A 25576-nucleotide genomic window follows, 5' to 3' on the forward strand; every position below is an offset into this window, starting at 1 on the left:
AGGCTGGCGTGTGTATAGAAATGGGTAAGTGCAAAAACAGATGATAAAAGGAGTTACTTATTTTGAAAGAAAAATTCATCAAAATCCCTCTTTATTTACATGACTTTCAAAAATTAAAATTGTTATTAGAAGAATTAGTACAAGACGAAATAGAATTTTTTGAAGGATTTTCTAAATATACTTTTCATATTTCTTCTAAAGAATCTAAGGTCACTATTAACCTTAGAAGTGAGTTTTTTCCAAAACCATACTTAGCAATTGCTGCTATAAGCGTTACACCAAGTAATCAAGGAAAAGGAAGCATTATTCTTGAATGGTTTAAAACATTTGCGAAAGAGAAGGGCTTCGAGCGTTTAGTATTACAAGAAGTTATTACTGACGAGGGTTATCACTTTGCATTAAAAAATAAGTTTACAAAAGTGAGTAACCTATACGAGGAAACATTCGGAGACCCAAGCAGTATTGACGGGGATTATGAACTGCATTTAACGTAAAGAATAAAATAAAAGTGAACCAACATTTCCCTTATGCGTTCACTTTTTTACTTGGTGAGTTATCTAATACAGTACGTTCTTTTCTTCCCATAAGTTTCTCTCTTTCATTCATGATTTTTTACCTCTTTTCTTTTTATCCCCTTTATAAGTGAGGATCGTACACAACTTACCATCCTCTATTACTACTTTTCTGTCATAATCCGCTAGAATTTCCTCATGATTGATTTTTTCTACCTTTTCACCGTACCTCCAATATCCAGCACGAAGCAGAAATTCAGAATATCCTTCTGGAATCGGTAATTCATAACCATCTAAAGTTATTTTAGTGACTTCAATACCTTCTCTAATAATCATCGAACCACCCTTTCAATTTTGAATAGGGATAAATTTGATTTAATATAAAAAATACCTTCAAATATTTTATAAGTGAATATAAAAAAGGGTATGAATAATGTTCACAACCTTTTTCGTGATGCCATAGTAAGGGCGCCCATCATTTTTTCTTTTTAGTTTTTATACTTTCAACTTTTTCTATTATTGTTCTAAGTTTCCCATCTTCCCCCACAAACCAATGGTATTCATAACCATCTTTTATGTATCTACTCGGGCACGGTTCACTACTTTCACATGGTGTTCCATACTTATCAATCAAATCGTAAATTATTTGTGATACTTCTCTTTTTCCAACAGGTGTATTAATGTAAGGCATCAGAATCCCCCCAATTATTATCGTTATTGTTTATTCATAATAACAAATCATCCTTTCAGTTGGAATATGGATAAATTCGCTTTGAGTTAGATTAATACCTTTACACAAATAAACAGTCTCATGGATTACATAAATGGAATTATACACAATTTAACGGACAACCGTTAGTTGGATAAATATTTTAATGTGCAACAAGCATCAATAAAACAATTAAATTATGTTATAATAATCAAATTGGAATATTAAACCAAAATCATTAAAGGAGGATATATAAGTTACATGTCATTTACCGAAATTGCTGATATGGCTAAAATCGCAGGGGCAGCTGTAGGGGTTTGGGGGATTGTAAAAGGATTAGGTTCATTCTACATGGAGTCTTCCACTGCCAATGAATTCGATCAATTATTTAAGGACAAAGTTACACGGAAACAAATAAATATCTTTTCCTTTTGCCAGGACATTCTTATTATTGCACTGTCTATATTCATTGTACCTGCATCCTATTTCAAGTTCTTTATGCCTAATCTAATAACCAACTATGCATTTATTTTAGAACCATTGTATAAACTAAGTTATATATTAGTTACTCTACTCTTTTTAATTCTTATACCAATAAGTCTTTTACCTAAAAAACTCCTTAAAGCTAATTGGTTCAATCGATCTATAAAATGGCTTTCTATAATTCATATGTTTAGTTTTATGTTTTTTTATTGGTGCTTTTTCCATGTAAACATCCCTCAAAGTAATAAATACAATTTCATACTAATTGCTATCATTATTCCTTTATTTATGAGCTTTTTTTATCTATATTTAAGCAAACGATTCAATAAAACTTCTCAACCGCAATACCTTATGGAAATCATAAGTGAAGAAAAAATATCAGAGTTACAACTCATACATAATTTTATTATCGATGATAAAAGAAGTGTATTCCATGAAAAAAATAAACAGGAAGATGACACTTTTTATGTATGTGACTTTTCATCAAATGTATATTTAAAATACTCAAAAATGAAAACACGAAAAAACTCTTCAAAATAAAATCAACATGTCGGAAAGAGCATCCATTATGGATGCTTTTTTATTTAACTTTAAAATAAAAATTATTTCGTTTTAATTCACCCCCTTTATTTTTTAAAAATTTTATCTAACGATAGCTTTGCCCCCTACGCTACCTATCCTCCCCAGAGAGAGAATTTTAATTTTTGATAGGGGGGCTTCCGGAATAAAGGAATTACTCTTTTAACATTGAATAACTTTATAAGGTTAATACACAAATATATCCTTTTCTAGTGTGATGCATTTTTCATTTAAGTGAATCTATTATTCTACTGTTATTTTAAAATATAGAATATGGTATGATGGAAATAAATACATATTACACCATGCAACTAATAAAAAAACTAATAGAGTTATATTGTCTTAACTAGGAAAGGAAAATTACCTATGAATCATTTTTCACTTGCAAATCCACATATTAGAAGTAATGTAAATCTAAGAGATCCTCAAGTTTTTGCCTACGAAAGTTTATTACAACATTACTCTAACCAAGAAAATGACAGAATGTCCTTAGTAGTATTACCAACAGGTACAGGAAAAACAGGCTTAATGGCAATTGCCCCATATGGAATAGCTAAAAAAAGAGTATTAATAATTACCCCTCAGACAATTGTGAAAGATACTGTTTTAGGTTCATTAGATCCAATGTATCCAAAGAATTTTTGGTTATCAACCAAAGTTTTTACTGGGAAACCTCAGCTTCCAACCGTAATAGAATATTCCAAAGAGATAAGCAATGGTATTTTAGAGAGTGCAGATATAGTTATTTTAAACGTCCATAAGTTACAGGAAAGACTAGAAAGTTCTTTATTAAATAAAGTTGATTCTACATTCTTCGATTTCATAATAATTGATGAAGCCCATCATTCAGAAGCACATACCTGGAAAAAAGCTATAGAATATTTTTCAGATGCTAAAGTATTGAAGGTTACTGGTACTCCATTTAGGAGTGATGGTGTACAAATTGAAGGAAAAGAAATATATAGATATAACCTCGGACAGGCTATGGCAAATGGATATGTAAAATCTCTTGAGAGATTTAAATACGTTCCAGAAAAAATGTATTTTACTTTGGATAAAAAAGATGATGAATTTTATTCCTTAGAAGAAATCTTAAAAATTAAAAAAGATGACTGGATTACACGGAGTGTCGCTTTATCGCCAAAAAGTAATATCAGTGTTGTTGATAGATCAATTGAAATGCTAAAACAGAAAAAAGAGAAAACCAATAATAATCCTCATAAAATCGTCGCTGTTGCATGTAGTATTGAACACGCATTACAGTTAAAAGATATTTATGAAAAAAGAAGTATGAGAGTAGCGATTGTTCACAGTAAAATGGACAAGAGTTCATTAAATGACGAATTTGATAAAATTGAAAGGCATGAAGTAGATGTAGTCGTAAACGTAGCATTATTAGGTGAGGGATATGACCATAAATTTTTATCTATTGCTGCTATTTTTAGACCTTTTAAATCTGATCTACCTTATCAGCAATTTATCGGAAGAGTTTTAAGAACAATTTCAATAAGTGATGGATATAATATTAACGAGGAAGATAATATTGCCCAAGTTGTACATCATCAAGAATTAAATTTAGATGCATTGTGGGATAACTATAAAAATGAGATCCGTAAAAGTGATGTTATCAAAGAAATAAAAAAATTAGCAAGAAAAGAAAAAGCGTTAAAACCAACCACCCCACTTGAAGATTTAGATTTTGGTAATACCGAAGAATCAAATGAGTACTTAACCGATGCGGATGCTTTTATGGATACTGAACTGTTAAAACTAAGAGAGACGAAATTAAAAGAAGAACAAGAACGAATACAAAAATTAATGAACGAATTCGGAATCAATGAAGAATTAGCAATTAATTTAAGTAGACAGATGAATGTTGAGGATAATGCAAAAACTGAACGATTACTAAGACCAGACTTATATCAAAAGAATCTCCGATCCATGCTTGATTCAAAAATTAGAGAAGAAATTGTACCTGACATTATTACATATTTCAAACTCGATCTAGCTGGGACTGAAATTACAGAACTACGTCATGAATTTATTGCTAATCCTAATCAAAAGCCTTATGATAATAAAGATAATAATGGAGCTACCTTAGCAAAGTACCTTAATATGTCATTAAGGAATTTCAATAGAAAAAATCGTAAGGAATGGGAACTTGATGATTACGAACGTGCAATTAAACAAGTCGATACTTACTCTGAATATGTTGTTCAAACATTAAAACATCATTTTAAGGAGAAATGAAAAAATGATAAAAATTGTTAAAAAGTTATATGAGGAGACATATTCTCCTAAGCTGACACCTGAACTATTAGTATCTAATTTAACATTAGATAACTATACAAAAATTAATTTCGAGAAAGTTCATGGAATACTTGAGGCTCACGTTTTTTGTTTTTTAGAAGATCATACTGAAGCAGAATATATATATAAATTTAAAGATAACTTATTGATTAAGTTAGAATCTAACATTGATAATATTAAGGAGACAATTTATTGTAGAGAAAAAGAAAAACAAAAAATTCTTGATCAAATTAATTATTTTAAAGAAATAAAAAAAGCATAATCCAATGTGAAAGTAAATAAACATTAAAATACACTCACGCTGAAAAGTGAGTGTATTTTTTATCTTATAAAAAAGCCGTCAACAAAACGGCTTACATGTTAAATCTCCAAACGATACACCGTTGGTTCTACCTCTGAATAGATTAGCTTCCCATCAAGAAGGTTGTATAATTTCAATCCTACTTCATTAACATTCGTATACATTTCCTTCATAACTTCAATTTCCAACCCATCTGAATTTTCTTGAATAACGAAGGATGAAAAGTCACCAAAGTAAAATACTGCTGCTGTATCTACCGAGCCTTTTACTGCATCTGTGCAATCAAGTAGGAATCCCAGTAACATGTAACTTACTCCACCATCCACACGATCAATTGTTTTTAAAGCCGGTTCCCCATTCGGTAACTTTAAATCTTCAACGTATTCAAGGGCAGCTTTATTTACAATCCATCTTGCCTTATTGGTCACATTAGTAGATGGTTTATTTTTTAGTTCTTTAATAATTGCTACTGGATCTGTTTGAGTTGGTGTAAATACCTTAGCTTTATTTAATAATGCTCCTGGATTAAAAGCCTTTTGACTATTCCCATTAAACATGTAATCAATTTCTTTTTTTAGATACTCTTTCTTCATTAACTCTACAATTAAATCCGCTAAACTAACTTCTCCACCACTCATCTTCAATAATTTTCTTTTAACCCTTGAAATAGAATCAAATTCCACAGGAGATAAAACATCTGCATTTAACCCGATGCTATTCACTTCAATTTCATTTTCGCTATCACGTTCTTCTGAATGAGCTTCGACTTTGAGATTTGATTCCTCAGTCAAAACTGGATACCCTAGATTTCCATCAACTGTAACTACTTTCCCATATTTTCTTAGTAAATTTTCCTCTTCAACGTAACTAATAATTTCATTAGCAATAGATTTTGGAATAAATGCTTTTCCACTATTTGAAACGGATAGGCCTAATGAACGAGCTTCTTTCTCACTTATATTACCCGTCACATATTTTGCAAAAGCTGAACAAATTTCTTTATTATTTTTAATTGTTGTAGTCATGATATAATTCTCCTTGTATTTTGTTTTTTGATTGAGCATAGGCTGTTGGTCCAGAACAACCTATGCTTTTTTGTACTTATTTAAATTTCATTAACATATTATCGATTCGCTTAAGTAGTTGCTCCCGTTTGCCTAGCTGTCTCCATACTCCGTTTCGTCTTTCCCAAACCTGGCCTTTTCTTCTTTTTATTAGATTCTTTAATTCCGTCATATCTCTAGATTCGTGGAATTTAGATGCACTTTCATAATGTCTAATCATTTTTTTACACCTCCTCTCAATAAATTTGATAATCTATTACTTTTGCTGTAAAACTAGCATTTCTCATGCTCCAATTTGATATTTTGATATGCTTCGACTAGTTCCATACACAGTTGATGATGCACAGGATCTCCCTCTTCAACTGCCTTATTATATTTTTGAATAAGCATATCTAATTTGGATTGTTCATCTTTATTTAATTTATCAAGTATAGATTGCAGACACTTCTCTATCACTTTATTCACCTTCCTTTAAGTTAAATTCAGCAATTATCGACAAAATAAAGGTATAACATCCCCACTTTTTCCGATAATGTTTGTAGTACAACAAAACACGTACAACAAACCTCTAAGTATTGATATGAATGGATCTATAGGCCTTTTTTATTTGTCACGTGACAACAAGTGTGACAAAACGGATTCCCTCAATAAAACCTGCCATATCAACGTTTTCTAGATAGTTTATTAGTGTCGTAGTACAACAAAAAAAACAAATTTTTTTCAAAAAATCATTTTGAGGTGCGCGTTTGCACCCCCACTCCCTATCCCCCCGGATGGTCGATAAATAAAATTTGGACAGGGGGGTTATAAATTCACTCTTTTTCAACATAAACTTTTTTAACGTACAAACCATTGTTTAGATACGTTTCTCCATTTTCAGCTTCTTTCATAAATCCCTTCAAATTCACCTGTAAATGGTATCTTTTATCTCTTTCAATATGGTAATAAAGGATACTTTCATCCTTATAAGCTGCACAGAGCAATTCTCCACGTATATCATCCATAAATGAGAATAAAATCAACTTATTATCTTTAAATCGAATACTTTTTACATGTCCAATCAGATCTATGCTTACATTTTGTTCAATACCTTCCACAGTTCTCATCCTCCTGCCCTTAATCTCTCTGCAAACTTGATTCTTCTCATAATCTCAGCGTGTTTTTGTTTAATATAGCTTGGACTATACTTTAATTTGCTTCCTATGCTCTCTAACGCCATTCCATCGATATATTTCATCTTAAGTATCTGTTGTTCTAAGCTTTTGAACTTACTCACTAAGTCAACAAGCTGTTGCAATTGTTCTTTCTTATATGTGAGATCCTCCTTAAGTTGGTCCAGTCTCTTTTCTATTTCCTCATCGCCTGGATCAAAGGATACTATATCTTTACCCCAATCCCTCTGACGTTTTAATTCAGCATTCATTCTATTTAACTTGTATTCTAAATAAGCAATATCTTCTACTAACCTTTGATAATCTTTTAGGCAAACCAATTACATATCACCTACTTAGGTTTACTCTTTGATCACAATTTCTTTACCAGATAGTTTCATCTTTTTAAGAACATAGCCTGTACGAATATAAGGACTATCTTCCTCAAAACAATGTGCATCTCTGTGTCCTTCACCTCTTCCGTGATGATGGAACTTTCTACAGTATTGACACCATGTGCTGAGATTTCCTTTTTCATCACGTTCAATTGCTAATACACTTGGAACTTTTTTAATTGCCATTTCTACACACCTCTTTAATAAAAATTGGTTTATTGCTACTTTTTCGGCAACAAAGCAACAAGCAGGCAATAATTCCAATTCCTTGTCACTCTAAGGCTTGTACTTATTTTATTGCTTATTGCTGGCCGTCATATCTCATTCGTGCATTTATCTCACAAATAATTAATACGTATATTTGTTATAAACATAAATACATTTTTAATAACTCATTAATAGAAACTAGCAATACGAACACCATAAACCCTTACAGCTCTAAGGCTTGTACTTATTGCCGCTTTATTGCTGACTCCGCAATACAAACACTCTAAAGCCTTGCACCTCTAATGTTTTTGCTTATTGCTATTTTATTGCTGGTTTTGACTTAAACCCTTTAACTGTTTTCCATGAACCATTAATTTTTGTCATCTTATCTTTCCATTCCATTTCATACTTAGTACATACTGAATCTTTGAATTGTTTTTGCCCTAACGGATGCTGAACGTGGTTATCTTTGCACCACTCGTCATATGCCTTCAAAGCATCCGTACCCCTGACTTCTTCAAAAAATTGCTTATCGTATTCAAAAAAGAAGTCGGCAAGTGGATCATTGTATTCCATAAAGTTCTGTTTCGCTTCCTCCGCCTTCTCGTTGTATGTTAAAATATCAACCGTGCGTTTTTTCATTTCTTTTATAGCATCTACCGCCAATTTCAAGACATATTCCCTTGCACTTACTGTTTCAAGTTGTTTCATGCTTTCCATTTCTGATATACGTTCTGAGTCGTTCATAAAATTATGATCAAACGGTAAAATATGCAGTCGTTTATTAATCTGATTGCCGTATTCCCTGAAATTAGGATAATGATTACTAGCTGTAATACATACCGTGTTCATTTGTACTGTTTGACTGCTCTTTCCCTTAAATTCGATATCGACATACCCACCTGTAATGATAGTTTTTAATGTTCCACTATCACGTATTACCTCATCGGGTTGATCATCTACGATATTTGCCAATTTCCCATAAATGCTACTACCCGCAAAGGCATTTTCCGCCAATTTCTGCGGACTTATCGCTGATATGTTCTCCCCAGAATTAAACGTCTTCTGTATCATATATAAAACCGTAGATTTCCCGTTATGGGCGCTACGTCCATACAGATAAAACATTTTCGGAACTAACAAGGTGGGATACAAAACCGCTCCAAACATTTCATGAATATTTTTGATAGTAGGTAAATGTCCATCAGATACTTTCATCAGCGTTCTTTCAACAAATGAATCAAAAGCATTTGAATTATATTTTGTAGGTATCTTTTTGGTTACAAATACCTCTGGTGTAAACTCTTTAAATTCCATACTATCAAGATGCAATAAACCATTTTCTACTGCTATATAATTCTTGGATTCTTCATTTACTACTGGTGACATATCCATAATGTATTCTTGTACTTCACGCACTTGATTTCTTTTTAATATCTCTGCATCACGAACGAGTGAACGTAACTTCCTACATGTTTTATCAAGTTCATATATTCCAGTAGCTTTGTTGTAAACATAGATATCACCATCTTCATTTGGAAAACGTACAATTTTATTTTCCTGTAAAATGTACTCGACCATGATATGATGTAAAAAACTAGTCCTTCCGTTATTTTCGCTCCACCATGAGCCTTTTTTTATACCATTTGTTTCAACTTGTTCATTTACCAAATAATGAACATCATTTTTTCGGTTGTAATCAGAACTACGGTTATAATCCGAAACAGAACTGTGGGTAGATTCAATTGCTTTTTCAATTGTCATTTCCCCATATGTACGTCCATCACTTGAATGTGGTTTATCCCATTTATCACGAATTAAAGCTGATTCTCTAAACATTGAATCCATCTTTGCTGAATCCTTATCCGTCCAAAATGCTAGATGATTACATAAAGCCATATCCGTTGAAGAATGGTCACCATTTATCAAAATGCCTTGGAATAAATCTTTAATGGCTACACCGCTTTTACTGTCAAACATTCGCTCCCATAGTTCTGCATCAGATAGAATACTTATATTACTTTTCCTTGAAACATAAGGTGTTTTTGGTGCTGCAGGTACTTCCTTCTTCTCTATATACTTCTGAAAAAGAACTTTTAAGTTTTCAGTTGATTCCTCCACAGGGAGGTTATTTATACTGTTAGCCGTGAATGTGAAGTATCTTCCGTGCCTATATATCTCAAGACCTAGGGCAGGACTTTTCTTTCCTGTGCCCGGCCCTCTTAACGGTAATTTTCCCTTTGCAATAATATGAATCCCCTGACCACTGGGCGAGTATTCTGTATAACTTGGAACAATCGTCATAATGTCCTTTGCTAAATCTGTAAATTCCCCTTCCTGGACACAATGATCTATATCAATCCCTATGAACGCATCTTCCTTAGAAAACATAAAACCAATACCGCTATAATCTCCCTGTTGATACTCTTCCAAAACTTCCTCAAAAGTAGACCAAGTATTACGGTTATTTGATTGAGCCATAGATCCATTAAGTTGATATGGTACCTTTGTTGTTTTCCCCGATCTAACTTGCGATTTCCACAAGACCCAATTAGGAGTGTTTTTCAATTCTGTTGGTATATTATTAAAATTATCAAGCATATACATCACCTCCTATTGCTGTCTAATTAACTTGATGTTAAAATATAAGTAGATAAATAATTGGTCTTGAAGATATATGAATTCGCCGTTCATATATCTTTTTTTATTGGTTTTTACCACTATTCTTCACTACCTCTTTAAATAATCCGTCTTTAATTTCATCTACTCTTTCATATTCTTTATTTAATTCATTCATCGTATAATTGAGCAGGCGCCAATACACTCTTAGCTTTCTATGAAATCCACGAAAACAATAAATTTCCTCACCTTTGTATACCGCTGCATCCATATCCTCTACTAAGTGCGCTAAAAGAACTTCTACATCTGTTAAAGTCGCAACGCTTACTCCCAGCGATCCTAATTCACCATCAAGTTCACTTGTGAAATTTTTTAAATTTGGTTGTTCATTGACTGCTACTAATTGATCCATATTTCTAACGCTCCTTATTTACTATTGTTAATTTCGTATAATCTTTTCTTAGCTTCAAACTCCATAGCTTCTAAAATCTCAGGATTTTTTCTTGCTACAGCACATCGTTTTACAATTTCATGTCCTTTCATCATCCTCGTTGCGGACAATACTCCGTTCATATATTTTCACCTCACCCTTTTCAATTAAGGTTGCTACCCTTGTATTAGCTATAAGTCCCAACATTGCATTTATTTTCGGCCCGCAATAGACCATCTGACCAACAAAGGTATAATACATTTGGTTTTCCTATGCATACGCCAGCCAAAGCGTTGTCGTCTACCAATCGTTCACAATTTCTTCTATTACTTCAAGCGCCTGCTTATAAAACCACCAACGCTTTCGATTACGTCGTCGCTCTATTAATCTCATACGAGGGTCTGACAAAATCTCATCTTCTAGAAATCTCCGTGACATTGATGTCATTACTACCAATCTTTCAATATCAACCATTAACAAGGTTTCGTGAATCTGCTGATCTATCTGCTGCTGTATGTACTCCTTAATGGCTTTTTCATCAATATTGACTTGCACATTTGCAGGAATCATATTATTCCCTCCCCTTTTTCTAATCTTCTCCTTTCGGAACAGCATCTAAAATGCTGTTAAAACCCAAAAAAAATATAATTGATATCAATGTGAGGATATTTGTGTTTAAAAGCATCTATAAAATTCCTCGATGCCTTGATACTTCCACGCTCAACTTTCTCATACATTGACAACGATACGCCTATAGAATTAGCCATTTGCTGCTGAGTTAGCTTAATTTCTTGTCTAAATACTTTAAGTCGTACAGCCATTTTCACTCACACCACCTTTCCGCATTTATTATGCTTATAATTTACCACAGCACCAAAAATGCTGTCAAGCATTTATTATGCTGTTTTTTTCTTGCTAATCACCTTATAGGATGCTTTAATAAGAATATGTACTATATGAGAGGTGAAAAAAATGAAAATATCTACATTTGGAGAAGAAATAAAAGAGTTACGTAAAAGTAACAAATTTACGCAAAAACAACTCGCTGAAAAACTTGGCAAAGCTGAAAGTACAATACGAATGTGGGAGCTTGGTACAAATACTCCTAACGCAAAAACAATAGCTGAATTGTCTAAAGTATTAAATGTCGGATACACCGATTTAATGATAAAAGCAGGATTCATAAATGAAGAAGATGTAAATTTAACTCCAGAAGAAAAAGCAGCATCTGACGAGACATCATATTTAATGAATGTTAATGAATTAAAGGAAATTGAAAATAAACTAAAACAATGTGATTCCGAAGAGGAAAAAAAGGAGTTAAATGCTAGGAAAATCCGCTTAGAAAAACGCATAGCAAAATTAAAGCTTCGCTTAACTGAAATACAACAAAGAAGATATATAAATCCTTTTGATTTAATGACTCCGGAGGAAGAGGACGCATATTTTGAAAAACAAAATAAAGCTTATGAAGTGGAAGATTACCGTAGACGTGAATATCCAGATATAAAAGATTTTCTAGAGCAACGTAATGTTTACTTTAACGGTAAATCATTGAGTAAAGAAAACAGAGAGCTAGCTATAAAAATGTTAGATGTGTTATTTGAAAAACTTGAAGTAAACTATCCTTCAGAGGAAAAAATCGAGAAAGAATATAATAACTTTGAAAATATGTTTGCCTTTTTAAAGAAAGAATCATCTGATCGTACCAAAGGTAAATAGTATCAATTCAACACTTATCCATTCCTATGCATACGCCAGCCAAAGCAATGAAAGGAATGGTAATATTGAAATTGCATAAATCGGCAAAAGATCCGGAAATATACTATTATTTCAATGCAAGTAATGAAAAAGTGTGGATGTACCGCCACAAGTATTACGACAGTACAGGTAAAAGGAAAGAGAAAAAGAAAAGGGGATTTAAATCAGAAAAAGAAGCCCTCAAATCCCTTTTAGAGGTAAAAGTTGCAACAATACGTGGTGAAGCTAAACAAGTAGAACACGATCAAATGACCGTTGGAGAATGGTTGGATACTTGGTATAGCACTCATAAAAATAGTTGGAAACCAACATCTCGGGCTCAACGTGAAATGGCTATTCGTTTACAAATGAAACCATTACTTGGCCATTACAAGTTGCAAACATTAGATAGAACCACATATAAGAGGGAATTTTTGAATGTACTTGAAAAGAAGTACAAGCCAAGTACAGTTCATTTATTCCACACTCTTTTCAAAATTGCCATTAATGCAGCTGTAGAAGATGAAATATTATCTCGTAATCGTTTCACAAAAATTAAACTTTCAAGCCAAGAAACTGTTAAAGAAGAAAACACTAATTACTTCACCCCTGAGCAATTAGTTAAATTTTTGAAAGTAGCTAATCGTGAAGAAAACACCACAAATTACACATTTTTATTAACCGTTGCATACACAGGAATTCGTAGAGGAGAAGCCTGTGGTTTACAATGGAAAAACATCGATTTTGATAATAAAACAATTACTATTGAACGTACCAGAGATAATAAAGGGATAAGATCACCCAAGACAAAAAACAGCTATAGAACAATTCTAATAGATGATGTACTTGTAAGCCAACTAAAAACATATCGTAAGTGGTGCATGGAAGTAATGCTATCTTTTGGATACAAACTACAAGATGAATCATTTGTATTTACATCATACCAAACCGGGAAACCTATAACAGATAGTAGTGTACTGTATGCATTTAGAAGGGTATTAAATAAAACAAATCTTCCCTCAATAACAATACATGGCTTACGCCATACACACTGTACCATACTATTAAACCAAGGTTTAAATGTAAAAGTGATTGCAGAACGTTTAGGGAATACTCCACAAATGATTTATGAAATTTATGGCCATGTATTGAAGGAAATGGAGTCCATGTCAGTAGAGTTATTTAGTCAGAGTTTAGCAGAAAGTGGGGCCAAATTTGGGGCCAGTTAATAAGAAATACGCTTCAAACACTGATATAATAAGACTTTATAATACTATCGAGTTCTACTCTCGTTAATGACAAAAAGCCAATCCTGTGGATTGGCTTTTTTCAATTCTCACCATATTTTTATATCCCACGTAACATAAAAATTCCAATAACCTATACTCGCATCTAAAACAAAAGGAATAACCTCCCTATTTCCATAAAGAACTCTGTTATATTATGAATTTTCACGGAATAACAATAATATTAAAGATTTTTAAACTTTATAACGAGGAGACATTAATATGGAATTTAGAAATGACATAAACAAAATAGCTAACCAAATTTTAGAACGAAAAGAGTACATAACTAATGAAGAAATGACCAAGCAATCATTAATTATCCCTTTTCTTCAAAAGCTAGGTTATGACGTTTTTAACCCTTTAGAAGTTAGACCTGAGTATATTGCAGACTTCGGAACTAAGAAGGGAGAAAAAGTCGATTATGCGGTTTTTAAAAATGGGGTTCCAATTATTTTAATCGAGGCAAAATCTGTAACAGAAAATCTCCTTAAACACGATGCGCAACTATCTAGATATTTCAATGCCTTACCTGATATCAAAGTAGGGGTACTAACTAATGGTGTAGAATACAAGTTTTATACTGATTTAACAAATGACAATGTGATGGATGAAAAACCTTTCTTCACATTCAGTATGGATAATTTAACTAATTTAGATATTGAAACGATTGAAACTTTTACAAAAGAAAATTTTGAAGCTGAAGAAATCGTAAAATATGCCGAAGAGCTTATTTATATGACCAATTTAAACTCTACAATTAAAGAATTATTTAAAAATCCTTCAGATGACTTCCTTCGGTTTCTAATTAGAGACTTTAGCTCAACTAGAATTACAAATAACGTTTTAGAGCGATTCCGACCAATCGTTAAAAAAGCAATTAATCGAACACTATTAGAAATAATTAGTGATGGTTTAACATCAAAAGAAACAAAAACATCGGGGAAAATAGAAACAAGCCTAGTTGCAGCTGCTTCTACCGAAATAATTGAAGACATTAACAAAGAAGACAAAACAGATAGAGTTTTCACTACAGAAAATGAACTAACCGCATTTAACATTGTTAAAGAGATTTTAACTGAGCATCAAAGAGATATCAGTAACCTCAAATATAAAGATACCATTAGTTATTTTTGTATCATGAATCGTGTAATCACAAAATGGTTTATACGTCTCTTCCTTGATGGAGATGCAAAATCCTTAGTTGTAAGACTCGATTTAGAAGCTACTAAACAGCTATGCCCTAATTTTGTGGTTGAACAAGCCCCAAAATCACAGGGAGTGAGTAGAATTTTTATTGATAACGTTAATGACTTGAAAGATCTGGAAGCACTTATTATTTCATGCTATGAACAAATTTTAGTTAATGTTTAAAAGAGAAAAATATACACTCTTTTTCCAACAACCTGACAAAAAGCCAATCCAATGGATTGGCTTTTGAAGTTTATATATAAAATAAATTTATTTATTTTCCTCTTTTTGAACATATACATAAGCATCTTTCTGCTCTTTATGTATATCAACCTTCGAATTCTCTGCAAGTTGACCCGCGTTTAGCAAAGAAAAAATAATCAAAGCTTCTAGTGACATTTCGTTTTACCACTCCTTTCTAATTGTTATACGTTTATCATACCGCTTACATGTGATTTCCGTATGAACTCGAAAAGGAGATTAAAACAAAAAAGCTTTGAGGAATTTCCTCAAAGCTTTTTATTTATTAGTAACGAATTAAGAAATATTTCTTCTTACCGCGGCGAATGATTGTGAATTTACCTTCGATGCGGTCGTTTTCTGTTACAACGTAGTCTAATGCTTGTGTACGCTCACCGTTTACGTAGATTGCGCCGTTCGTTACATCTTCACGTGCTTGACGTTTTGATGGAGAGATTTTGCTTTCTACAAGTAAGTCGATTAATACTGTATCTTCTGCAGTACGTTCTACAGATGGTACGTCTTTGAATCCTTGTTCGATTTCGCTTGCAGTTAGTTCTGCTACAGAACCGCTGAATAATGCAGCTGAAATTTTAATCGCTTGTTCTAATGCTTCTTCGCCGTGAACAAGTTTTGTCATTTCTGCACCTAATGCTTTTTGTGCTGCACGTTTTTCTGGCGCTTCAGCTACTTGCTTTTCAAGCTCAAGAATTTCTTCATGAGATAAGAATGTGAAGTATTTTAAGTATTTAACAACATCACGGTCATCTGTGTTAATCCAGAATTGGTAGAATTCATAAGGAGTTGTTTTCTCTGGGTCTAACCAAATTGCGCCGCCTTCTGTTTTACCAAACTTCGTACCGTCAGATTTAGTAACTAGTGGAATTGTTAAACCGAATGCTTTCGCATCTTCTTCTGATTTACGGATTAATTCAAGACCAGCTGTAATGTTACCCCATTGGTCACTACCACCGATTTGCAGACGGCAATTATGTTGTTGGTATAAGTTTAAGAAGTCGTATGATTGTAAAATCATGTAACTGAACTCAGTGAATGAAATACCAGTTTCTAAACGAGATGCTACCGTATCTTTTGCTAACATATAGTTTAAACCGAAGTTTTTACCGATATCGCGTAAGAATGAAATGACATCTAAATTACCAAGCCAGTCATAGTTATTAGCCATCGTTGCTGGGTTGTCCACGTTTTCAAACTCTAAGAAGTTTGAAAGTTGGTTTTTAATGCTTTCTGTGTAGTAAGCAACTGTATCTTTCGTATTTAATGTACGCTCTGCTTTTTTACCACTTGGGTCACCGATCATACCAGTACCACCGCCAACAAGTGCGATTGGTTGATGACCAGCTAATTGGAAACGACGTAACATTAATACTGGTAACATATGACCGATGTGTAAGCTATCTGCTGTCGGGTCGAAACCACAGTATAATTTAACGCTTTCTTTTTCTAATAATTGCTCAAGTCCCTCAGCATCTGTTTGCTGATTAATTAGACCGCGAAATTCAAGATCTTGTAAAATACCCATATCCTACATACTCTCCTTTAAGTTCATTACTGGCGTGAAGGTTGAAAACATAAAAAAATCGCCCCTTCAAATAAGGGACGATTTTGATTATCGCGTTACCACCCTAGTTGCAGGCAAAAAAAAGCCTACCACCTTATTTACATAACGGCTTAGCACCGTCTTTTCCCTTTTGAATACAATTCAATCGAAAAAAGATGCTCTAGGGGCGTAATTCGCGATCATCTATGTGCTGATTTTCACCGGCCATCAGCTCTCTAAAACAGGGAAATGATCACTACTTCTCCCTTTCCACGCTCAATTATTCATATACTTTTCTTTATACCATCATTTATATAGGCATGTCAAATAGAGGTCAGGTTTCCCTTCTTGTCAATCCTTTACAACACCATAAAGAGTATCGTAATAAGAGAAAGAATTGGAACCCCAACTAATAACGATACATGAAACACAATCGATAAATCATTCCCAATGGTCGCCTCCACAGGATCTTTCGTTGGGGAACCAAGAAACCCGATTAATCGATCGAATCGACTTACCGTTTTTGGAAAGTCTGGTATTTCTACATGATCACTATCTAAATGTTGCTTTAACTTATATTCACTCTTAAAGGGATTTTCGCTCAATTTCGTCCACCTCCAGCAATTGTTTCAATTTCTTTATCCCGTTATGAAGTCTCGATTTCACCGTTCCAATCGGAATGTTTAATATCTCTGCAATTTCTTTTTGCTGCATGTCATGATAATAAGAAAGGATTAGGACCGCTCTTTGCTCTTCTGGAACTTTCAAAATTGCTTCTCTTACTGTGAGCCGATCTTCGTGAGAAAATTCTTTTTCCGGAATCGGCACTAAAAATGGCAAAAGCGTACGCCACTTTTTTCTCCTATTTAATTTATTAATCATAAGACGATAACCAATTTGAAATAAATACGTTTTTATTTTACCTTTTTCAAGTTCATACATATGTTTCTTACGCTCTAGCGTCAAAAACGTATCTTGCACAAGATCGATACTTAATTGTTCATCTCGGTTAAATCGATATAAAAATGTGTATAGCGCTGGTTTGATTAAAACATATAGTCTTTCTCCCGCTTGTTTATCTCCACTTTGATACGCAAGCATGAGCTCCTCCTCAATCCCAATCTGCGCCATGATTTTTGATCTCCTTTATTCCTTTTAACGTTAATGAAATACGGGAAATTAAATATGCAATCGCAATAAAAATCCACAATTGTGATTGATTTGTAAAAAATTGCACATATGGGTTTTGAATCGTAAATCCCATTGCAACTAAAGTATTTAACGCTTGCACACATATGCATGCATACAACGCAAGGCAGACAGAAATAGTGTCAAATACATTCCAGCGAAAATACACTTTTGTTTTTGTAAAATCAATTTTATATCCATTTTTCCGTACTATATGTTTTCTATCAAATGGAATAATGATTGAAAACACAACACTCATTATAACTCCAGCTGTAAGCATTGATACTCTATATCCAATTGGTATCGGTAAGAAAAGACCACAAGAAAATACGACTATAATTCCAAGTAAAGCAAAAGCAAGAAGTAATTTATTAGACATAAAAAAGCCTCCCTCATCTATTCTTTCATAAATGTATACAGACGAGGAAGGCACTTCGTTCAAATATTATTTTAGTTTTTTTATAATCTTTGCAGGATTCCCGCCAACTACTACATTATTAGGTACATCTTTCGTTACGACAGCACCAGATGCGATCACCGCATTGTCTCCAATTGTTACACCTGGATTAATAATTGCTCTCCCGCCAATCCATACGTTATCGCCAATTGTAACTGGTTTTCCGTATTCTGATCCGCTTATACGCTCTACCGGATCAAGCGGGTGCGTTGCTGTATAAATGTGAACACCTGGAGCTAACATACAGTTCACTCCGATTGTTACCGGGCATACGTCTAAAATTGTACAGTCAAAGTTCGCGTAAAAATTTTCACCGACATGAATGTTATAGCCGTAATCACATCTAAAAGAAGATTCAAGATGAATATTATCTCCTGTCGTTCCGAATAATTCTTTTACGATTTCGCTACGCTCTTTCAATTGCTCTTCTGGCGTATCATTTAATTTTCTCGTTAATATACGTGCTTGCTCTCTTTCTTGTACTAAAACTGGATCAGCCGGTATGTACATTTCTCCTAGTATCATCTTTTCCTTTTCTGTTTTCATCATACTATCCCCTTTAACTTATATATATGAGTTCATGATATCATAAAAAAGAAAGGCCTGAACATTTTTCGTTCAGACCTTTCTCTCTTAATCTTCCATCGTTGATAAGTCACCTGTTGGTAAATTCAGCTCCCACGCTTTTAATACGCGGCGCATAATTTTACCACTTCTCGTTTTCGGTAATTTATCTCTAAATTCAATTTGTCGTGGCGCTGCATGAGCTGCTAGGCCTTTCTTTACAAATTGACGAATTTCTTCTTTTAATTCATCAGATGGTTCGTATCCTGCTCGAAGTGCGATAAATGCTTTAATAATTTCGCCGCGCACCGGATCAGGAATACCAATTACACCAGCTTCTGCAACAGCAGCATGCTCGATTAATTTACTTTCTACTTCAAACGGACCAACGCGCTCACCTGACGTCATAATTACATCGTCAATACGTCCTTGGAACCAGAAGTATCCATCTTCATCCATATAAGCAGAGTCACCTGATACGTACCAATCTCCCGGCATGAAATAAGATTCATATTTTTGCTGGTTATTCCAGATCCCGCGCATCATAGATGGCCAACCTTTCGCAATTGCTAAGTTACCCATTGTGTAAGGAGGTACTTCATTTCCTTCATTATCAACAATCGCTGCTTTCACACCTGGAATTGGTTTCCCCATTGAACCTGGACGGATTTCCATACAAGGGTAGTTACAAATTACTTGTCCACCTGTTTCTGTCATCCACCACGTATCATGAATACGAAGTCCAAATGCATTCATACCCCAGCGAATTACTTCTGGATTTAACGGCTCACCAACGCTTAATACGTGACGAACTTGTGATAAGTCATATTTTTTAATTGCGTCTTGTCCAGCTCCCATTAACATACGGAATGCTGTTGGTGCGCTGTACCAAACCGTCACACCGTAATCTTGCAGTGCTTCATACCAAGCTTCTGGACTAAAGCGTCCACCTAAAATAACGTTTGACGCTCCAACTAACCACGGTGCGAAAATACCGTAAGCTGTTCCAGTTACCCAGCCCGGGTCAGCAGTACACCAATATACATCGTCTTCTTTTAAATCTAATACCCACTTCGCCGTTTGATAGTGCTGAACCATTGCGTTTTGCGCATGAAGCACACCTTTTGGCTTACCAGTAGAACCAGACGTGTAATGTAGAATCAAACCGTCTTCACGGCCTAACCATTCAATATGTAATTCTTTTGAAGCTTGTTCAAATAACGGATTGAACGCTACCGTTTTACCGCCTTCTTCTACATTATCTCCAACAAGGAAAACTGTTTTTAAAGCCGGTAAATCATTTAATGGTACGCGCTCTAATAATTCAGGCGTTGTAATTAACACCTTTGCTTCGCTATCTTCTAAGCGATCGCGAACTGCGCCTTCCATAAATGCTTCAAATAGCGGTCCAACAATTGCTCCTAATTTCACTGTACCTAAAAGTGCGAAATATAACTCTGGAGAACGTGGCATAAAAATAAAAACGCGATCGCCTTTTTCTACATCGCCATAATTCTTAAGGACGTTTCCTGCTTTATTAGAAAAATCCTTCATTTCCTTAAATGTATATTTCTCTTTTCGCGATCCATCTTGATAATAAAGAGCTACTTTATTCTTTCGATCGGATTTCGCATGCTTATCAATTGCCTCATACGCCATATTTACTCGGCCTGTTTCATTCCAAGTAAAGTTTTTATTAACCTCTTCCCAGTTAAAATTCGCGTATGCCTCATCATAATTCGGCAAATTATTTTCTCCTTTAATGACAGGAAGCGTTTCTACTTTCATACTTTACATCCCCCTCCTATGTATTCTATTATCTATTATAATGACATTATTTAAAATTTTCAGTATATTTGTTGATTTTTAGACAAATTTTTAATGACAAATTTCGATTCACATCGCATATATTATAAAGTACGATATTAATAGATTCACAAACCCTCAAGGTGGTGAGCAATACATTGATTCATAAAAAAATATATAATGCTAGAAACTTAAAAACAGCGAAAGGCACTTTAATTATTGAAGGTCCTGTCTCTACACATAACTTAGAAATGTATGAGTTTCATCCAGACTTAATTGCGTTTCGTCCTGCCGAGCAACAATATAAAGCAATTGTCGAAATTTCTAAATTACCAGAAGCTCGTCTCATTATTGCTAGACATGACCAAACAATTGTTGGATATGTTACATACTTGTATCCTGATCCACTTGAACGATGGTCAGAAGGAAAAATGGAAAACTTAATTGAGCTTGGGGCAATTGAAGTAGTCCCAGCCTTCCGTGGGAGTTCTGTCGGAAAGAACTTACTAGAGGTTTCTATGATGGACGATTATATGGAAGATTACATTATATTGACGACTGAATATTATTGGCACTGGGATTTGAAACAAACAGGATTGAATGTGTGGGAATACCGAAAAGTAATGGAGAAGATGATGAATGCTGGCGGGTTACAATGGATGGCTACAGACGATCCTGAAATTTGTTCACATCCTGCCAACTGTTTAATGGTCCGCATCGGTAAACGCGTTGATACGGATTCTATTCAAGCTTTTGATCGTCTACGTTTTCACAATCGTTTTATGTATTAATAAAGGGGGCAACTGGAATGATTGTAGAAGAAATTATGAATCAAAATGTAGTTACATTACATCCAAACGATACAATCGAAACAGCAATCCGAACGATACGCACGAAAGGCATTCGGCACATTCCAATTGTCGATCAAAATAATCACGTCGTAGGCATTATTTCTGATCGGGATGTAAGAGATGCAAGTCCGTCTATTCTAGATGAACAAGTTTCACTCGATATGCTACAGCAACCGCTCGAACTTATTATGAAACATCCTGTTATGACTTGCCATCCTCTCGATTTTGTTGAGGAAATTGCTACTTTATTTTTTGAAAATAAAATTGGCTGTCTTCCTGTTACAAAGGCCGGGAAGTTAGTTGGAATCATTTCTGAATCTACAGTATTACACACGTTAGTAAAATTAACAGGAGCACATCAACCAAGTTCGCAAATTGAAATTCAAGTAAAAAACGAACCTGGTATTCTTGGAAAAGTCGTTGCTATTTTTAGTGATTTACAAATAAATATCGTGAGCGTTCTCGTCTATCCAGCAAAAGACGAGAATGATAAAGTACTCGTTTTCCGCATTCAAACGATGAATCCTCTAAAAGTGATTGATGCACTTGAAGCAGAAGGCTACCGCGTATTATGGCCAAACATCATGGGGATGCAAGCATGAGTAGCGCGTTTATTTATTCGGATGACTTTCGGGGCTATTCATTTAGCCCTGATCATCCTTTTAACCAACTGCGCGTCACACTTACGTATGATTTATTACAAAAGGGCGGTTTCATCTCTCCCTCTCAAATCATCTCACCACGGATGGCTACAGATGAAGAGATCGCCTACGTTCATACAGAGGAGTACATAAATGCGGTAAAACGTGCTGGAGAAGGAAAGTTAGAAAAATCAATTGCGATGACATATGGACTCGGAACAGAAGATACACCGATGTTCCCAAATATGCACGAAGCAAGCGCATTGCTCGTTGGTGGTACGTTAACAGCTGTCGATGCTGTTCTTTCCGGAAAAGTAAAACACGCACTTAATTTGGGCGGCGGCTTACATCACGGCTTTCGCGGCAAAGCATCTGGCTTTTGTATTTATAACGACAGTTCTATCGCAATGAAATATATTCAAAAGAAATACGGTTTACGCGTCTTATATATTGATACAGATGCTCATCACGGTGATGGCGTACAGTGGTCGTTTTATGATGACCCTAACGTATGCACAATTTCATTACATGAAACTGGTCGCTATTTATTTCCTGGAACTGGCGCTGTAAATGAACGCGGACAAGGTAATGGCTATAGTTATTCTTTTAACGTTCCACTCGATGCTTTTACAGAAGATGAATCGTTCTTAAAATCATATCGAACTGTTGTAAAAGAAGTTGCAGCGTACTTTAAACCGGATATTATTTTAACGCAAAATGGTGCTGACGCACATTATTATGACCCACTTACACATCTTTGTGCGACAATGAATATTTACCGTGAAATACCGAAGCTCGCTCGTGAAATTGCAAATGAATATTGCGACGGTCGCTGGATCGCTGTCGGTGGCGGTGGCTATGATCACTGGCGCGTCGTTCCAAGAGCTTGGGCACTCATTTGGCTCGAAATGAACAACATCCAAAACATCTCAGGTTATCTCCCTCCAGAATGGATTGAAGCTTGGAAAGGACAAGCAGAAACAGAACTTCCCCTCACATGGGAAGATCCAGACAACATGTATAAACCTATCCCCCGTAAACCAGAAATTGAAGAAAAAAACGCATTAACTGTAGCGAAATCCCTTGAAATCATTCGGAATAATATGACAAAATCTTTGTACTAAACGAAAAGGAGGCTCGTTTTTGAATAGCCTCCTTTTATTTATTGTCGGTTTCTGTCGGTAAGTCGATATATTTTAATAATCGCTGATATATTTCGAAATGCGCCGATATATTTTCATTTCATAACAGCCTGGCCCAACTTTTATGAGAAAAGGTAGTGATATTATGTGGAAACGACAAATGATCCATACGAAACGTGGTACATTTGAACTCTTTACAAAAGGAGATGGCGAATCGCTTTGTATTACACATCACTATTCACAATTTAATGAAACTGGTGATTACTTTGCGGATGTTTTTACTGCTACGCATCGTGTATTTCTCATTAATTTACGAGACGCTGGTAACTCGTTAAAAGCCAATTCAGAAAAAGAATTAAGCATGATTGAAACAATCCACGACTTGGAAGCCATACGAGAAGCATTACAACTTCCAACATGGCATTTCGCTGGCCATTCAACAGGTGGTATGCTTGGACTTTTATATGCAATTACATATCCACATTCCTTACAATCATTAGTCGTAGCAGGAGCTGCAGCAAGTAACTATACCGAAACACCATTCTGCATTTATCACCCAGCACATCCACAGTTTCATTATATGCAAAGACTCATCGAAAACTTAAAAAGCCCTCACCTTACAAATGAAGAACGGAAAGAACTATCTACTAAGAGAACAAAATTATCATTGTATAAACCAGAAAACTACAACTCTTATTTTTGTAAACCAATCAATAAAACAATGTCCATTAGCCGGATGAATGCTTTCGCCAATGAATATCCTTCATTTGATTTAAGAGAGAATTTACCTTCCATCCAAACAAAGACACTTATTATATGCGGAAGATATGATGTACAGTGCCCAATTCAATATTCTATCGAGATACATGATGGGATACGTAATTCTATCTTCATTCCATTCGAAAACAGCAACCATTATCCTTTTTTAGAAGAAGCTGCTCAGTTTACTTCTACTACTCAAACATTTTATAAATCGTTATTACCATTATTATTAAGAAAAACTAAACACTGACAAAAAGCTCATAGCCTCTATACGACTATGAGCTTTTTTCAAATGAAATATTTCACACTAAAAACAACTAAAAAAACAAAAGAAATAACAACTAAACCCACATCAAGTAATACCGACTTTTTATCTCTATCTTTTAAACTTACCTTAGAGCTAGAAATGCTTTTAATTACCCAAAAGACCGCAAAAAAGAACCAACCGAAATGATCATTCGTAGAATCTTCATCATAAAACATTTGTATTGCACCAATAATCAATAAGATAAGTACGATATTAGTTCCAATCTTTAAAGTCTTATTTGATTTATTATCTTTTAATATATCCCCCAACATATAGCTCACTCCTCATGCTCTCCTCTGTTTTGTTTCTCTTTACATTTTAACATAAATTACCTATTCCTTCCTTTTCATTCGAATAACATACAAAAAACCTGCCAATTACTCGGCAGGTTCCCTACACATTAAAACGATAGCCAGCTCCCCATACTGTTTCAATATATTGCGGGTGAGCAGGATCTCTTTCAATTTTTTCACGTAGTTTTCTAATGTGAACAACAACAGTAGCTAAATCACCAGCTGAGTCTAGTCCCCAAATGCGTTCAAATAACTGTTCTTTATTTAATACTTGGTTTGGATGTGTTACAAAGAATGTTAATAAATCAAATTCCTTCGTTGTAAATGCCACTTCTTCATTGTTTATAAAAACTTTTCTCGCTCGTTGATCGATAGAAATTCCGTGAATATATAACGTATCACGTTGCTTACTTACATTTCCTAATAATCTTTCATAACGGGCAATATGCGCTTTTACTCTTGCGACTAATTCACTCGGACTAAACGGTTTCGTTATATAATCATCCGCTCCTAATCCGAGTCCGCGAATTTTATCTATATCTTCTTTTTTTGCTGAAACAAGTAGAATCGGAATATCTTTTACAGCACGTATTTGTTTACAAATTTCGAATCCGTTCATTTTCGGAAGCATAATATCTAAAATAATTAAATCATAGTCTTCTTGCAAGGCTGTTTGTAAACCTATTTCTCCTGAATGCTCTACATCAACTTGGAAATCATTAATTTCTAAATAATCTCGCTGTAATTCTGCAATACTTACTTCATCTTCTATTAGTAAAATTCTTTTCAA

The 25576-nt window shown here is 34.4% G+C and carries 33 protein-coding genes and 1 other annotated feature; of the genes, 11 read left to right on the forward strand and 22 right to left on the reverse strand.

The genetic code is table 11. From position 1 onward, the window contains the following. Positions 1-62: 62 nt before the first annotated feature. Complete coding sequence (locus tag ACUN13_RS04655) at positions 63-494, forward strand: GNAT family N-acetyltransferase (protein WP_445423687.1); 432 nt, start codon at positions 63-65, stop codon at positions 492-494. A gap of 108 nt (positions 495-602) precedes the next feature. Here the strand turns inward: ACUN13_RS04655 and ACUN13_RS04660 are convergent, their stop codons facing one another. Further along, on the reverse strand, positions 603-848 hold the full coding sequence (locus ACUN13_RS04660) for a hypothetical protein (RefSeq protein WP_445423688.1): 246 nt from the start codon (positions 846-848) through the stop codon (positions 603-605). Between the two features lie 139 nt (positions 849-987). Then, positions 988-1203, reverse strand: coding sequence for a hypothetical protein (locus tag ACUN13_RS04665; protein WP_445423689.1), 216 nt, complete (start codon positions 1201-1203; stop codon positions 988-990). 279 nt (positions 1204-1482) lie between these two features. Between ACUN13_RS04665 and ACUN13_RS04670 the strand changes: the two genes are divergently transcribed. From ACUN13_RS04670 to ACUN13_RS04680, 3 genes are all read left to right on the forward strand, one after another. Further along, entirely contained in the window at positions 1483-2244 is a 762-nt protein-coding gene (locus ACUN13_RS04670) for a hypothetical protein (protein ID WP_087948518.1), read from the forward strand. Between the two features lie 405 nt (positions 2245-2649). Further along, a complete protein-coding gene (locus ACUN13_RS04675) occupies positions 2650-4533 on the forward strand; it encodes a DEAD/DEAH box helicase (RefSeq protein WP_149884911.1) in 1884 nt (627 codons plus the stop codon). Positions 4534-4537: 4 nt separating this feature from the next. Then, on the forward strand, positions 4538-4855 hold the full coding sequence (locus tag ACUN13_RS04680) for a hypothetical protein (protein WP_000591078.1): 318 nt from the start codon (positions 4538-4540) through the stop codon (positions 4853-4855). A gap of 98 nt (positions 4856-4953) precedes the next feature. Here ACUN13_RS04680 and ACUN13_RS04685 read toward each other — a convergent pair whose 3' ends face one another. The 11 genes from ACUN13_RS04685 to ACUN13_RS04735 form a co-directional block, all read right to left on the reverse strand. Continuing rightward, on the reverse strand, positions 4954-5919 hold the full coding sequence (locus ACUN13_RS04685) for a phage major capsid protein (protein ID WP_445423690.1): 966 nt from the start codon (positions 5917-5919) through the stop codon (positions 4954-4956). 76 nt (positions 5920-5995) lie between these two features. Beyond that, complete coding sequence (locus tag ACUN13_RS04690; RefSeq protein WP_445423691.1) at positions 5996-6178, reverse strand: hypothetical protein; 183 nt, start codon at positions 6176-6178, stop codon at positions 5996-5998. Between the two features lie 53 nt (positions 6179-6231). Next, positions 6232-6414, reverse strand: coding sequence for a hypothetical protein (locus ACUN13_RS04695; protein WP_445423692.1), 183 nt, complete (start codon positions 6412-6414; stop codon positions 6232-6234). Positions 6415-6770: 356 nt separating this feature from the next. Next, a complete protein-coding gene (locus ACUN13_RS04700) occupies positions 6771-7055 on the reverse strand; it encodes a hypothetical protein (RefSeq protein WP_445423693.1) in 285 nt (94 codons plus the stop codon). A 5-nt stretch (positions 7056-7060) separates the two neighbouring features. Further along, on the reverse strand, positions 7061-7450 hold the full coding sequence (locus tag ACUN13_RS04705; protein WP_445423694.1) for a sigma-70 family RNA polymerase sigma factor: 390 nt from the start codon (positions 7448-7450) through the stop codon (positions 7061-7063). 21 nt (positions 7451-7471) lie between these two features. Next, complete coding sequence (locus ACUN13_RS04710) at positions 7472-7690, reverse strand: hypothetical protein (RefSeq protein ID WP_445423695.1); 219 nt, start codon at positions 7688-7690, stop codon at positions 7472-7474. Positions 7691-8029: 339 nt separating this feature from the next. Continuing rightward, positions 8030-10312 carry a phage/plasmid primase, P4 family gene (locus tag ACUN13_RS04715; RefSeq protein ID WP_445423696.1) on the reverse strand — a complete coding sequence of 761 codons (2283 nt, stop codon included), beginning with the start codon at positions 10310-10312 and terminating at the stop codon, positions 8030-8032. A 103-nt stretch (positions 10313-10415) separates the two neighbouring features. Next, the gene (locus ACUN13_RS04720; RefSeq protein ID WP_445423697.1) at positions 10416-10742 is read right to left on the reverse strand and encodes a hypothetical protein; all 327 of its coding nucleotides are present in this window, start codon (positions 10740-10742) and stop codon (positions 10416-10418) included. 14 nt (positions 10743-10756) lie between these two features. Continuing rightward, a complete protein-coding gene (locus ACUN13_RS04725; RefSeq protein ID WP_001014689.1) occupies positions 10757-10903 on the reverse strand; it encodes a hypothetical protein in 147 nt (48 codons plus the stop codon). A gap of 157 nt (positions 10904-11060) precedes the next feature. Next, a complete protein-coding gene (locus ACUN13_RS04730; protein WP_049113484.1) occupies positions 11061-11330 on the reverse strand; it encodes a hypothetical protein in 270 nt (89 codons plus the stop codon). A 56-nt stretch (positions 11331-11386) separates the two neighbouring features. Beyond that, entirely contained in the window at positions 11387-11581 is a 195-nt protein-coding gene (locus ACUN13_RS04735; protein WP_087948508.1) for a helix-turn-helix domain-containing protein, read from the reverse strand. A 151-nt stretch (positions 11582-11732) separates the two neighbouring features. Between ACUN13_RS04735 and ACUN13_RS04740 the strand changes: the two genes are divergently transcribed. From ACUN13_RS04740 to ACUN13_RS04750, 3 genes are all read left to right on the forward strand, one after another. Further along, entirely contained in the window at positions 11733-12482 is a 750-nt protein-coding gene (locus ACUN13_RS04740; protein WP_089607675.1) for a helix-turn-helix domain-containing protein, read from the forward strand. Positions 12483-12508: 26 nt separating this feature from the next. Further along, the gene (locus tag ACUN13_RS04745; RefSeq protein ID WP_445423698.1) at positions 12509-13729 is read left to right on the forward strand and encodes a tyrosine-type recombinase/integrase; all 1221 of its coding nucleotides are present in this window, start codon (positions 12509-12511) and stop codon (positions 13727-13729) included. A 279-nt stretch (positions 13730-14008) separates the two neighbouring features. Next, positions 14009-15157 carry a type I restriction endonuclease gene (locus tag ACUN13_RS04750; protein ID WP_025689075.1) on the forward strand — a complete coding sequence of 383 codons (1149 nt, stop codon included), beginning with the start codon at positions 14009-14011 and terminating at the stop codon, positions 15155-15157. A gap of 87 nt (positions 15158-15244) precedes the next feature. On the opposite strand, the gene ACUN13_RS04755 is transcribed toward ACUN13_RS04750, so the two are convergent. The 7 genes from ACUN13_RS04755 to acsA all read right to left on the reverse strand — a co-directional run bounded on the left by ACUN13_RS04755 (position 15245) and on the right by acsA (position 20772). Next, a complete protein-coding gene (locus tag ACUN13_RS04755) occupies positions 15245-15373 on the reverse strand; it encodes a hypothetical protein (RefSeq protein ID WP_000050940.1) in 129 nt (42 codons plus the stop codon). A gap of 127 nt (positions 15374-15500) precedes the next feature. Then, complete coding sequence (gene tyrS, locus ACUN13_RS04760) at positions 15501-16757, reverse strand: tyrosine--tRNA ligase (RefSeq protein ID WP_025689079.1); 1257 nt, start codon at positions 16755-16757, stop codon at positions 15501-15503. A gap of 70 nt (positions 16758-16827) precedes the next feature. Beyond that, positions 16828-17057: a binding site (T-box leader), on the reverse strand. A gap of 77 nt (positions 17058-17134) precedes the next feature. Continuing rightward, positions 17135-17380: a hypothetical protein gene (locus ACUN13_RS04765; RefSeq protein WP_001293787.1), complete on the reverse strand. Its 246-nt coding sequence runs from the start codon at positions 17378-17380 to the stop codon at positions 17135-17137. After that, complete coding sequence (locus ACUN13_RS04770) at positions 17361-17906, reverse strand: RNA polymerase sigma factor (RefSeq protein WP_000057201.1); 546 nt, start codon at positions 17904-17906, stop codon at positions 17361-17363. The genes ACUN13_RS04765 and ACUN13_RS04770 overlap by 20 nt, the downstream gene beginning before the upstream one ends. Beyond that, positions 17887-18342 (reverse strand): hypothetical protein, encoded by a 456-nt coding sequence (locus tag ACUN13_RS04775; RefSeq protein ID WP_000066434.1) that lies wholly within the window; start codon positions 18340-18342, stop codon positions 17887-17889. The genes ACUN13_RS04770 and ACUN13_RS04775 overlap by 20 nt, the downstream gene beginning before the upstream one ends. A gap of 66 nt (positions 18343-18408) precedes the next feature. Then, positions 18409-18969, reverse strand: coding sequence for a maltose acetyltransferase domain-containing protein (locus ACUN13_RS04780; protein ID WP_002026426.1), 561 nt, complete (start codon positions 18967-18969; stop codon positions 18409-18411). An 84-nt stretch (positions 18970-19053) separates the two neighbouring features. Beyond that, positions 19054-20772: an acetate--CoA ligase gene (gene acsA, locus ACUN13_RS04785; RefSeq protein ID WP_445423699.1), complete on the reverse strand. Its 1719-nt coding sequence runs from the start codon at positions 20770-20772 to the stop codon at positions 19054-19056. Positions 20773-20948: 176 nt separating this feature from the next. Here acsA and acuA point away from each other — a divergent pair, with 176 nt between their 5' ends. From acuA to ACUN13_RS04805, 4 genes are all read left to right on the forward strand, one after another. Further along, the gene (acuA, locus tag ACUN13_RS04790) at positions 20949-21581 is read left to right on the forward strand and encodes an acetoin utilization protein acetyltransferase AcuA (protein WP_000581388.1); all 633 of its coding nucleotides are present in this window, start codon (positions 20949-20951) and stop codon (positions 21579-21581) included. A 17-nt stretch (positions 21582-21598) separates the two neighbouring features. Continuing rightward, entirely contained in the window at positions 21599-22243 is a 645-nt protein-coding gene (locus ACUN13_RS04795; RefSeq protein WP_000634583.1) for an acetoin utilization AcuB family protein, read from the forward strand. Beyond that, a complete protein-coding gene (acuC, locus tag ACUN13_RS04800; RefSeq protein WP_000092826.1) occupies positions 22240-23406 on the forward strand; it encodes an acetoin utilization protein AcuC in 1167 nt (388 codons plus the stop codon). The genes ACUN13_RS04795 and acuC overlap by 4 nt, the downstream gene beginning before the upstream one ends. Before the next feature lie 142 nt (positions 23407-23548). Further along, positions 23549-24436, forward strand: a complete 888-nt coding sequence (locus ACUN13_RS04805) for an alpha/beta fold hydrolase (RefSeq protein ID WP_025689087.1) — start codon at positions 23549-23551, stop codon at positions 24434-24436. Positions 24437-24474: 38 nt separating this feature from the next. Here ACUN13_RS04805 and ACUN13_RS04810 read toward each other — a convergent pair whose 3' ends face one another. Then, positions 24475-24765 (reverse strand): hypothetical protein, encoded by a 291-nt coding sequence (locus ACUN13_RS04810; protein ID WP_061457768.1) that lies wholly within the window; start codon positions 24763-24765, stop codon positions 24475-24477. 121 nt (positions 24766-24886) lie between these two features. Beyond that, positions 24887-25576, reverse strand: a complete 690-nt coding sequence (locus ACUN13_RS04815) for a response regulator transcription factor (RefSeq protein WP_001986686.1) — start codon at positions 25574-25576, stop codon at positions 24887-24889.

This window comes from Bacillus cereus group sp. Bce041 (genome assembly GCF_052646455.1).

Excerpts from the sequence above, each read along its gene's own strand:
- ACUN13_RS04750 (WP_025689075.1), top strand. The coding sequence starts at position 14,009 with ATGGAATTTAGAAATGACATAAACAAAATAGCTAACCAAATTTTAGAA.
- ACUN13_RS04685 (WP_445423690.1), bottom strand. The coding sequence starts at position 5,919 with ATGACTACAACAATTAAAAATAATAAAGAAATTTGTTCAGCTTTTGCA.
- ACUN13_RS04680 (WP_000591078.1), top strand. The coding sequence starts at position 4,538 with ATGATAAAAATTGTTAAAAAGTTATATGAGGAGACATATTCTCCTAAG.
- ACUN13_RS04690 (WP_445423691.1), bottom strand. The coding sequence starts at position 6,178 with ATGATTAGACATTATGAAAGTGCATCTAAATTCCACGAATCTAGAGAT.
- ACUN13_RS04805 (WP_025689087.1), top strand. The coding sequence starts at position 23,549 with ATGAGAAAAGGTAGTGATATTATGTGGAAACGACAAATGATCCATACG.
- ACUN13_RS04795 (WP_000634583.1), top strand. The coding sequence starts at position 21,599 with ATGATTGTAGAAGAAATTATGAATCAAAATGTAGTTACATTACATCCA.
- ACUN13_RS04735 (WP_087948508.1), bottom strand. The coding sequence starts at position 11,581 with ATGGCTGTACGACTTAAAGTATTTAGACAAGAAATTAAGCTAACTCAG.
- ACUN13_RS04715 (WP_445423696.1), bottom strand. The coding sequence starts at position 10,312 with ATGCTTGATAATTTTAATAATATACCAACAGAATTGAAAAACACTCCT.
- acuC (WP_000092826.1), top strand. The coding sequence starts at position 22,240 with ATGAGTAGCGCGTTTATTTATTCGGATGACTTTCGGGGCTATTCATTT.
- ACUN13_RS04775 (WP_000066434.1), bottom strand. The coding sequence starts at position 18,342 with ATGTCTAATAAATTACTTCTTGCTTTTGCTTTACTTGGAATTATAGTC.
- ACUN13_RS04730 (WP_049113484.1), bottom strand. The coding sequence starts at position 11,330 with ATGATTCCTGCAAATGTGCAAGTCAATATTGATGAAAAAGCCATTAAG.
- ACUN13_RS04780 (WP_002026426.1), bottom strand. The coding sequence starts at position 18,969 with ATGATGAAAACAGAAAAGGAAAAGATGATACTAGGAGAAATGTACATA.
- ACUN13_RS04665 (WP_445423689.1), bottom strand. The coding sequence starts at position 1,203 with ATGCCTTACATTAATACACCTGTTGGAAAAAGAGAAGTATCACAAATA.
- ACUN13_RS04810 (WP_061457768.1), bottom strand. The coding sequence starts at position 24,765 with ATGTTGGGGGATATATTAAAAGATAATAAATCAAATAAGACTTTAAAG.
- ACUN13_RS04770 (WP_000057201.1), bottom strand. The coding sequence starts at position 17,906 with ATGGCGCAGATTGGGATTGAGGAGGAGCTCATGCTTGCGTATCAAAGT.
- ACUN13_RS04710 (WP_445423695.1), bottom strand. The coding sequence starts at position 7,690 with ATGGCAATTAAAAAAGTTCCAAGTGTATTAGCAATTGAACGTGATGAA.
- ACUN13_RS04670 (WP_087948518.1), top strand. The coding sequence starts at position 1,483 with ATGTCATTTACCGAAATTGCTGATATGGCTAAAATCGCAGGGGCAGCT.
- ACUN13_RS04740 (WP_089607675.1), top strand. The coding sequence starts at position 11,733 with ATGAAAATATCTACATTTGGAGAAGAAATAAAAGAGTTACGTAAAAGT.
- ACUN13_RS04660 (WP_445423688.1), bottom strand. The coding sequence starts at position 848 with ATGATTATTAGAGAAGGTATTGAAGTCACTAAAATAACTTTAGATGGT.
- acsA (WP_445423699.1), bottom strand. The coding sequence starts at position 20,772 with ATGAAAGTAGAAACGCTTCCTGTCATTAAAGGAGAAAATAATTTGCCG.
- ACUN13_RS04675 (WP_149884911.1), top strand. The coding sequence starts at position 2,650 with ATGAATCATTTTTCACTTGCAAATCCACATATTAGAAGTAATGTAAAT.
- tyrS (WP_025689079.1), bottom strand. The coding sequence starts at position 16,757 with ATGGGTATTTTACAAGATCTTGAATTTCGCGGTCTAATTAATCAGCAA.
- ACUN13_RS04745 (WP_445423698.1), top strand. The coding sequence starts at position 12,509 with ATGCATACGCCAGCCAAAGCAATGAAAGGAATGGTAATATTGAAATTG.
- ACUN13_RS04755 (WP_000050940.1), bottom strand. The coding sequence starts at position 15,373 with ATGTCACTAGAAGCTTTGATTATTTTTTCTTTGCTAAACGCGGGTCAA.
- ACUN13_RS04720 (WP_445423697.1), bottom strand. The coding sequence starts at position 10,742 with ATGGATCAATTAGTAGCAGTCAATGAACAACCAAATTTAAAAAATTTC.
- ACUN13_RS04725 (WP_001014689.1), bottom strand. The coding sequence starts at position 10,903 with ATGAACGGAGTATTGTCCGCAACGAGGATGATGAAAGGACATGAAATT.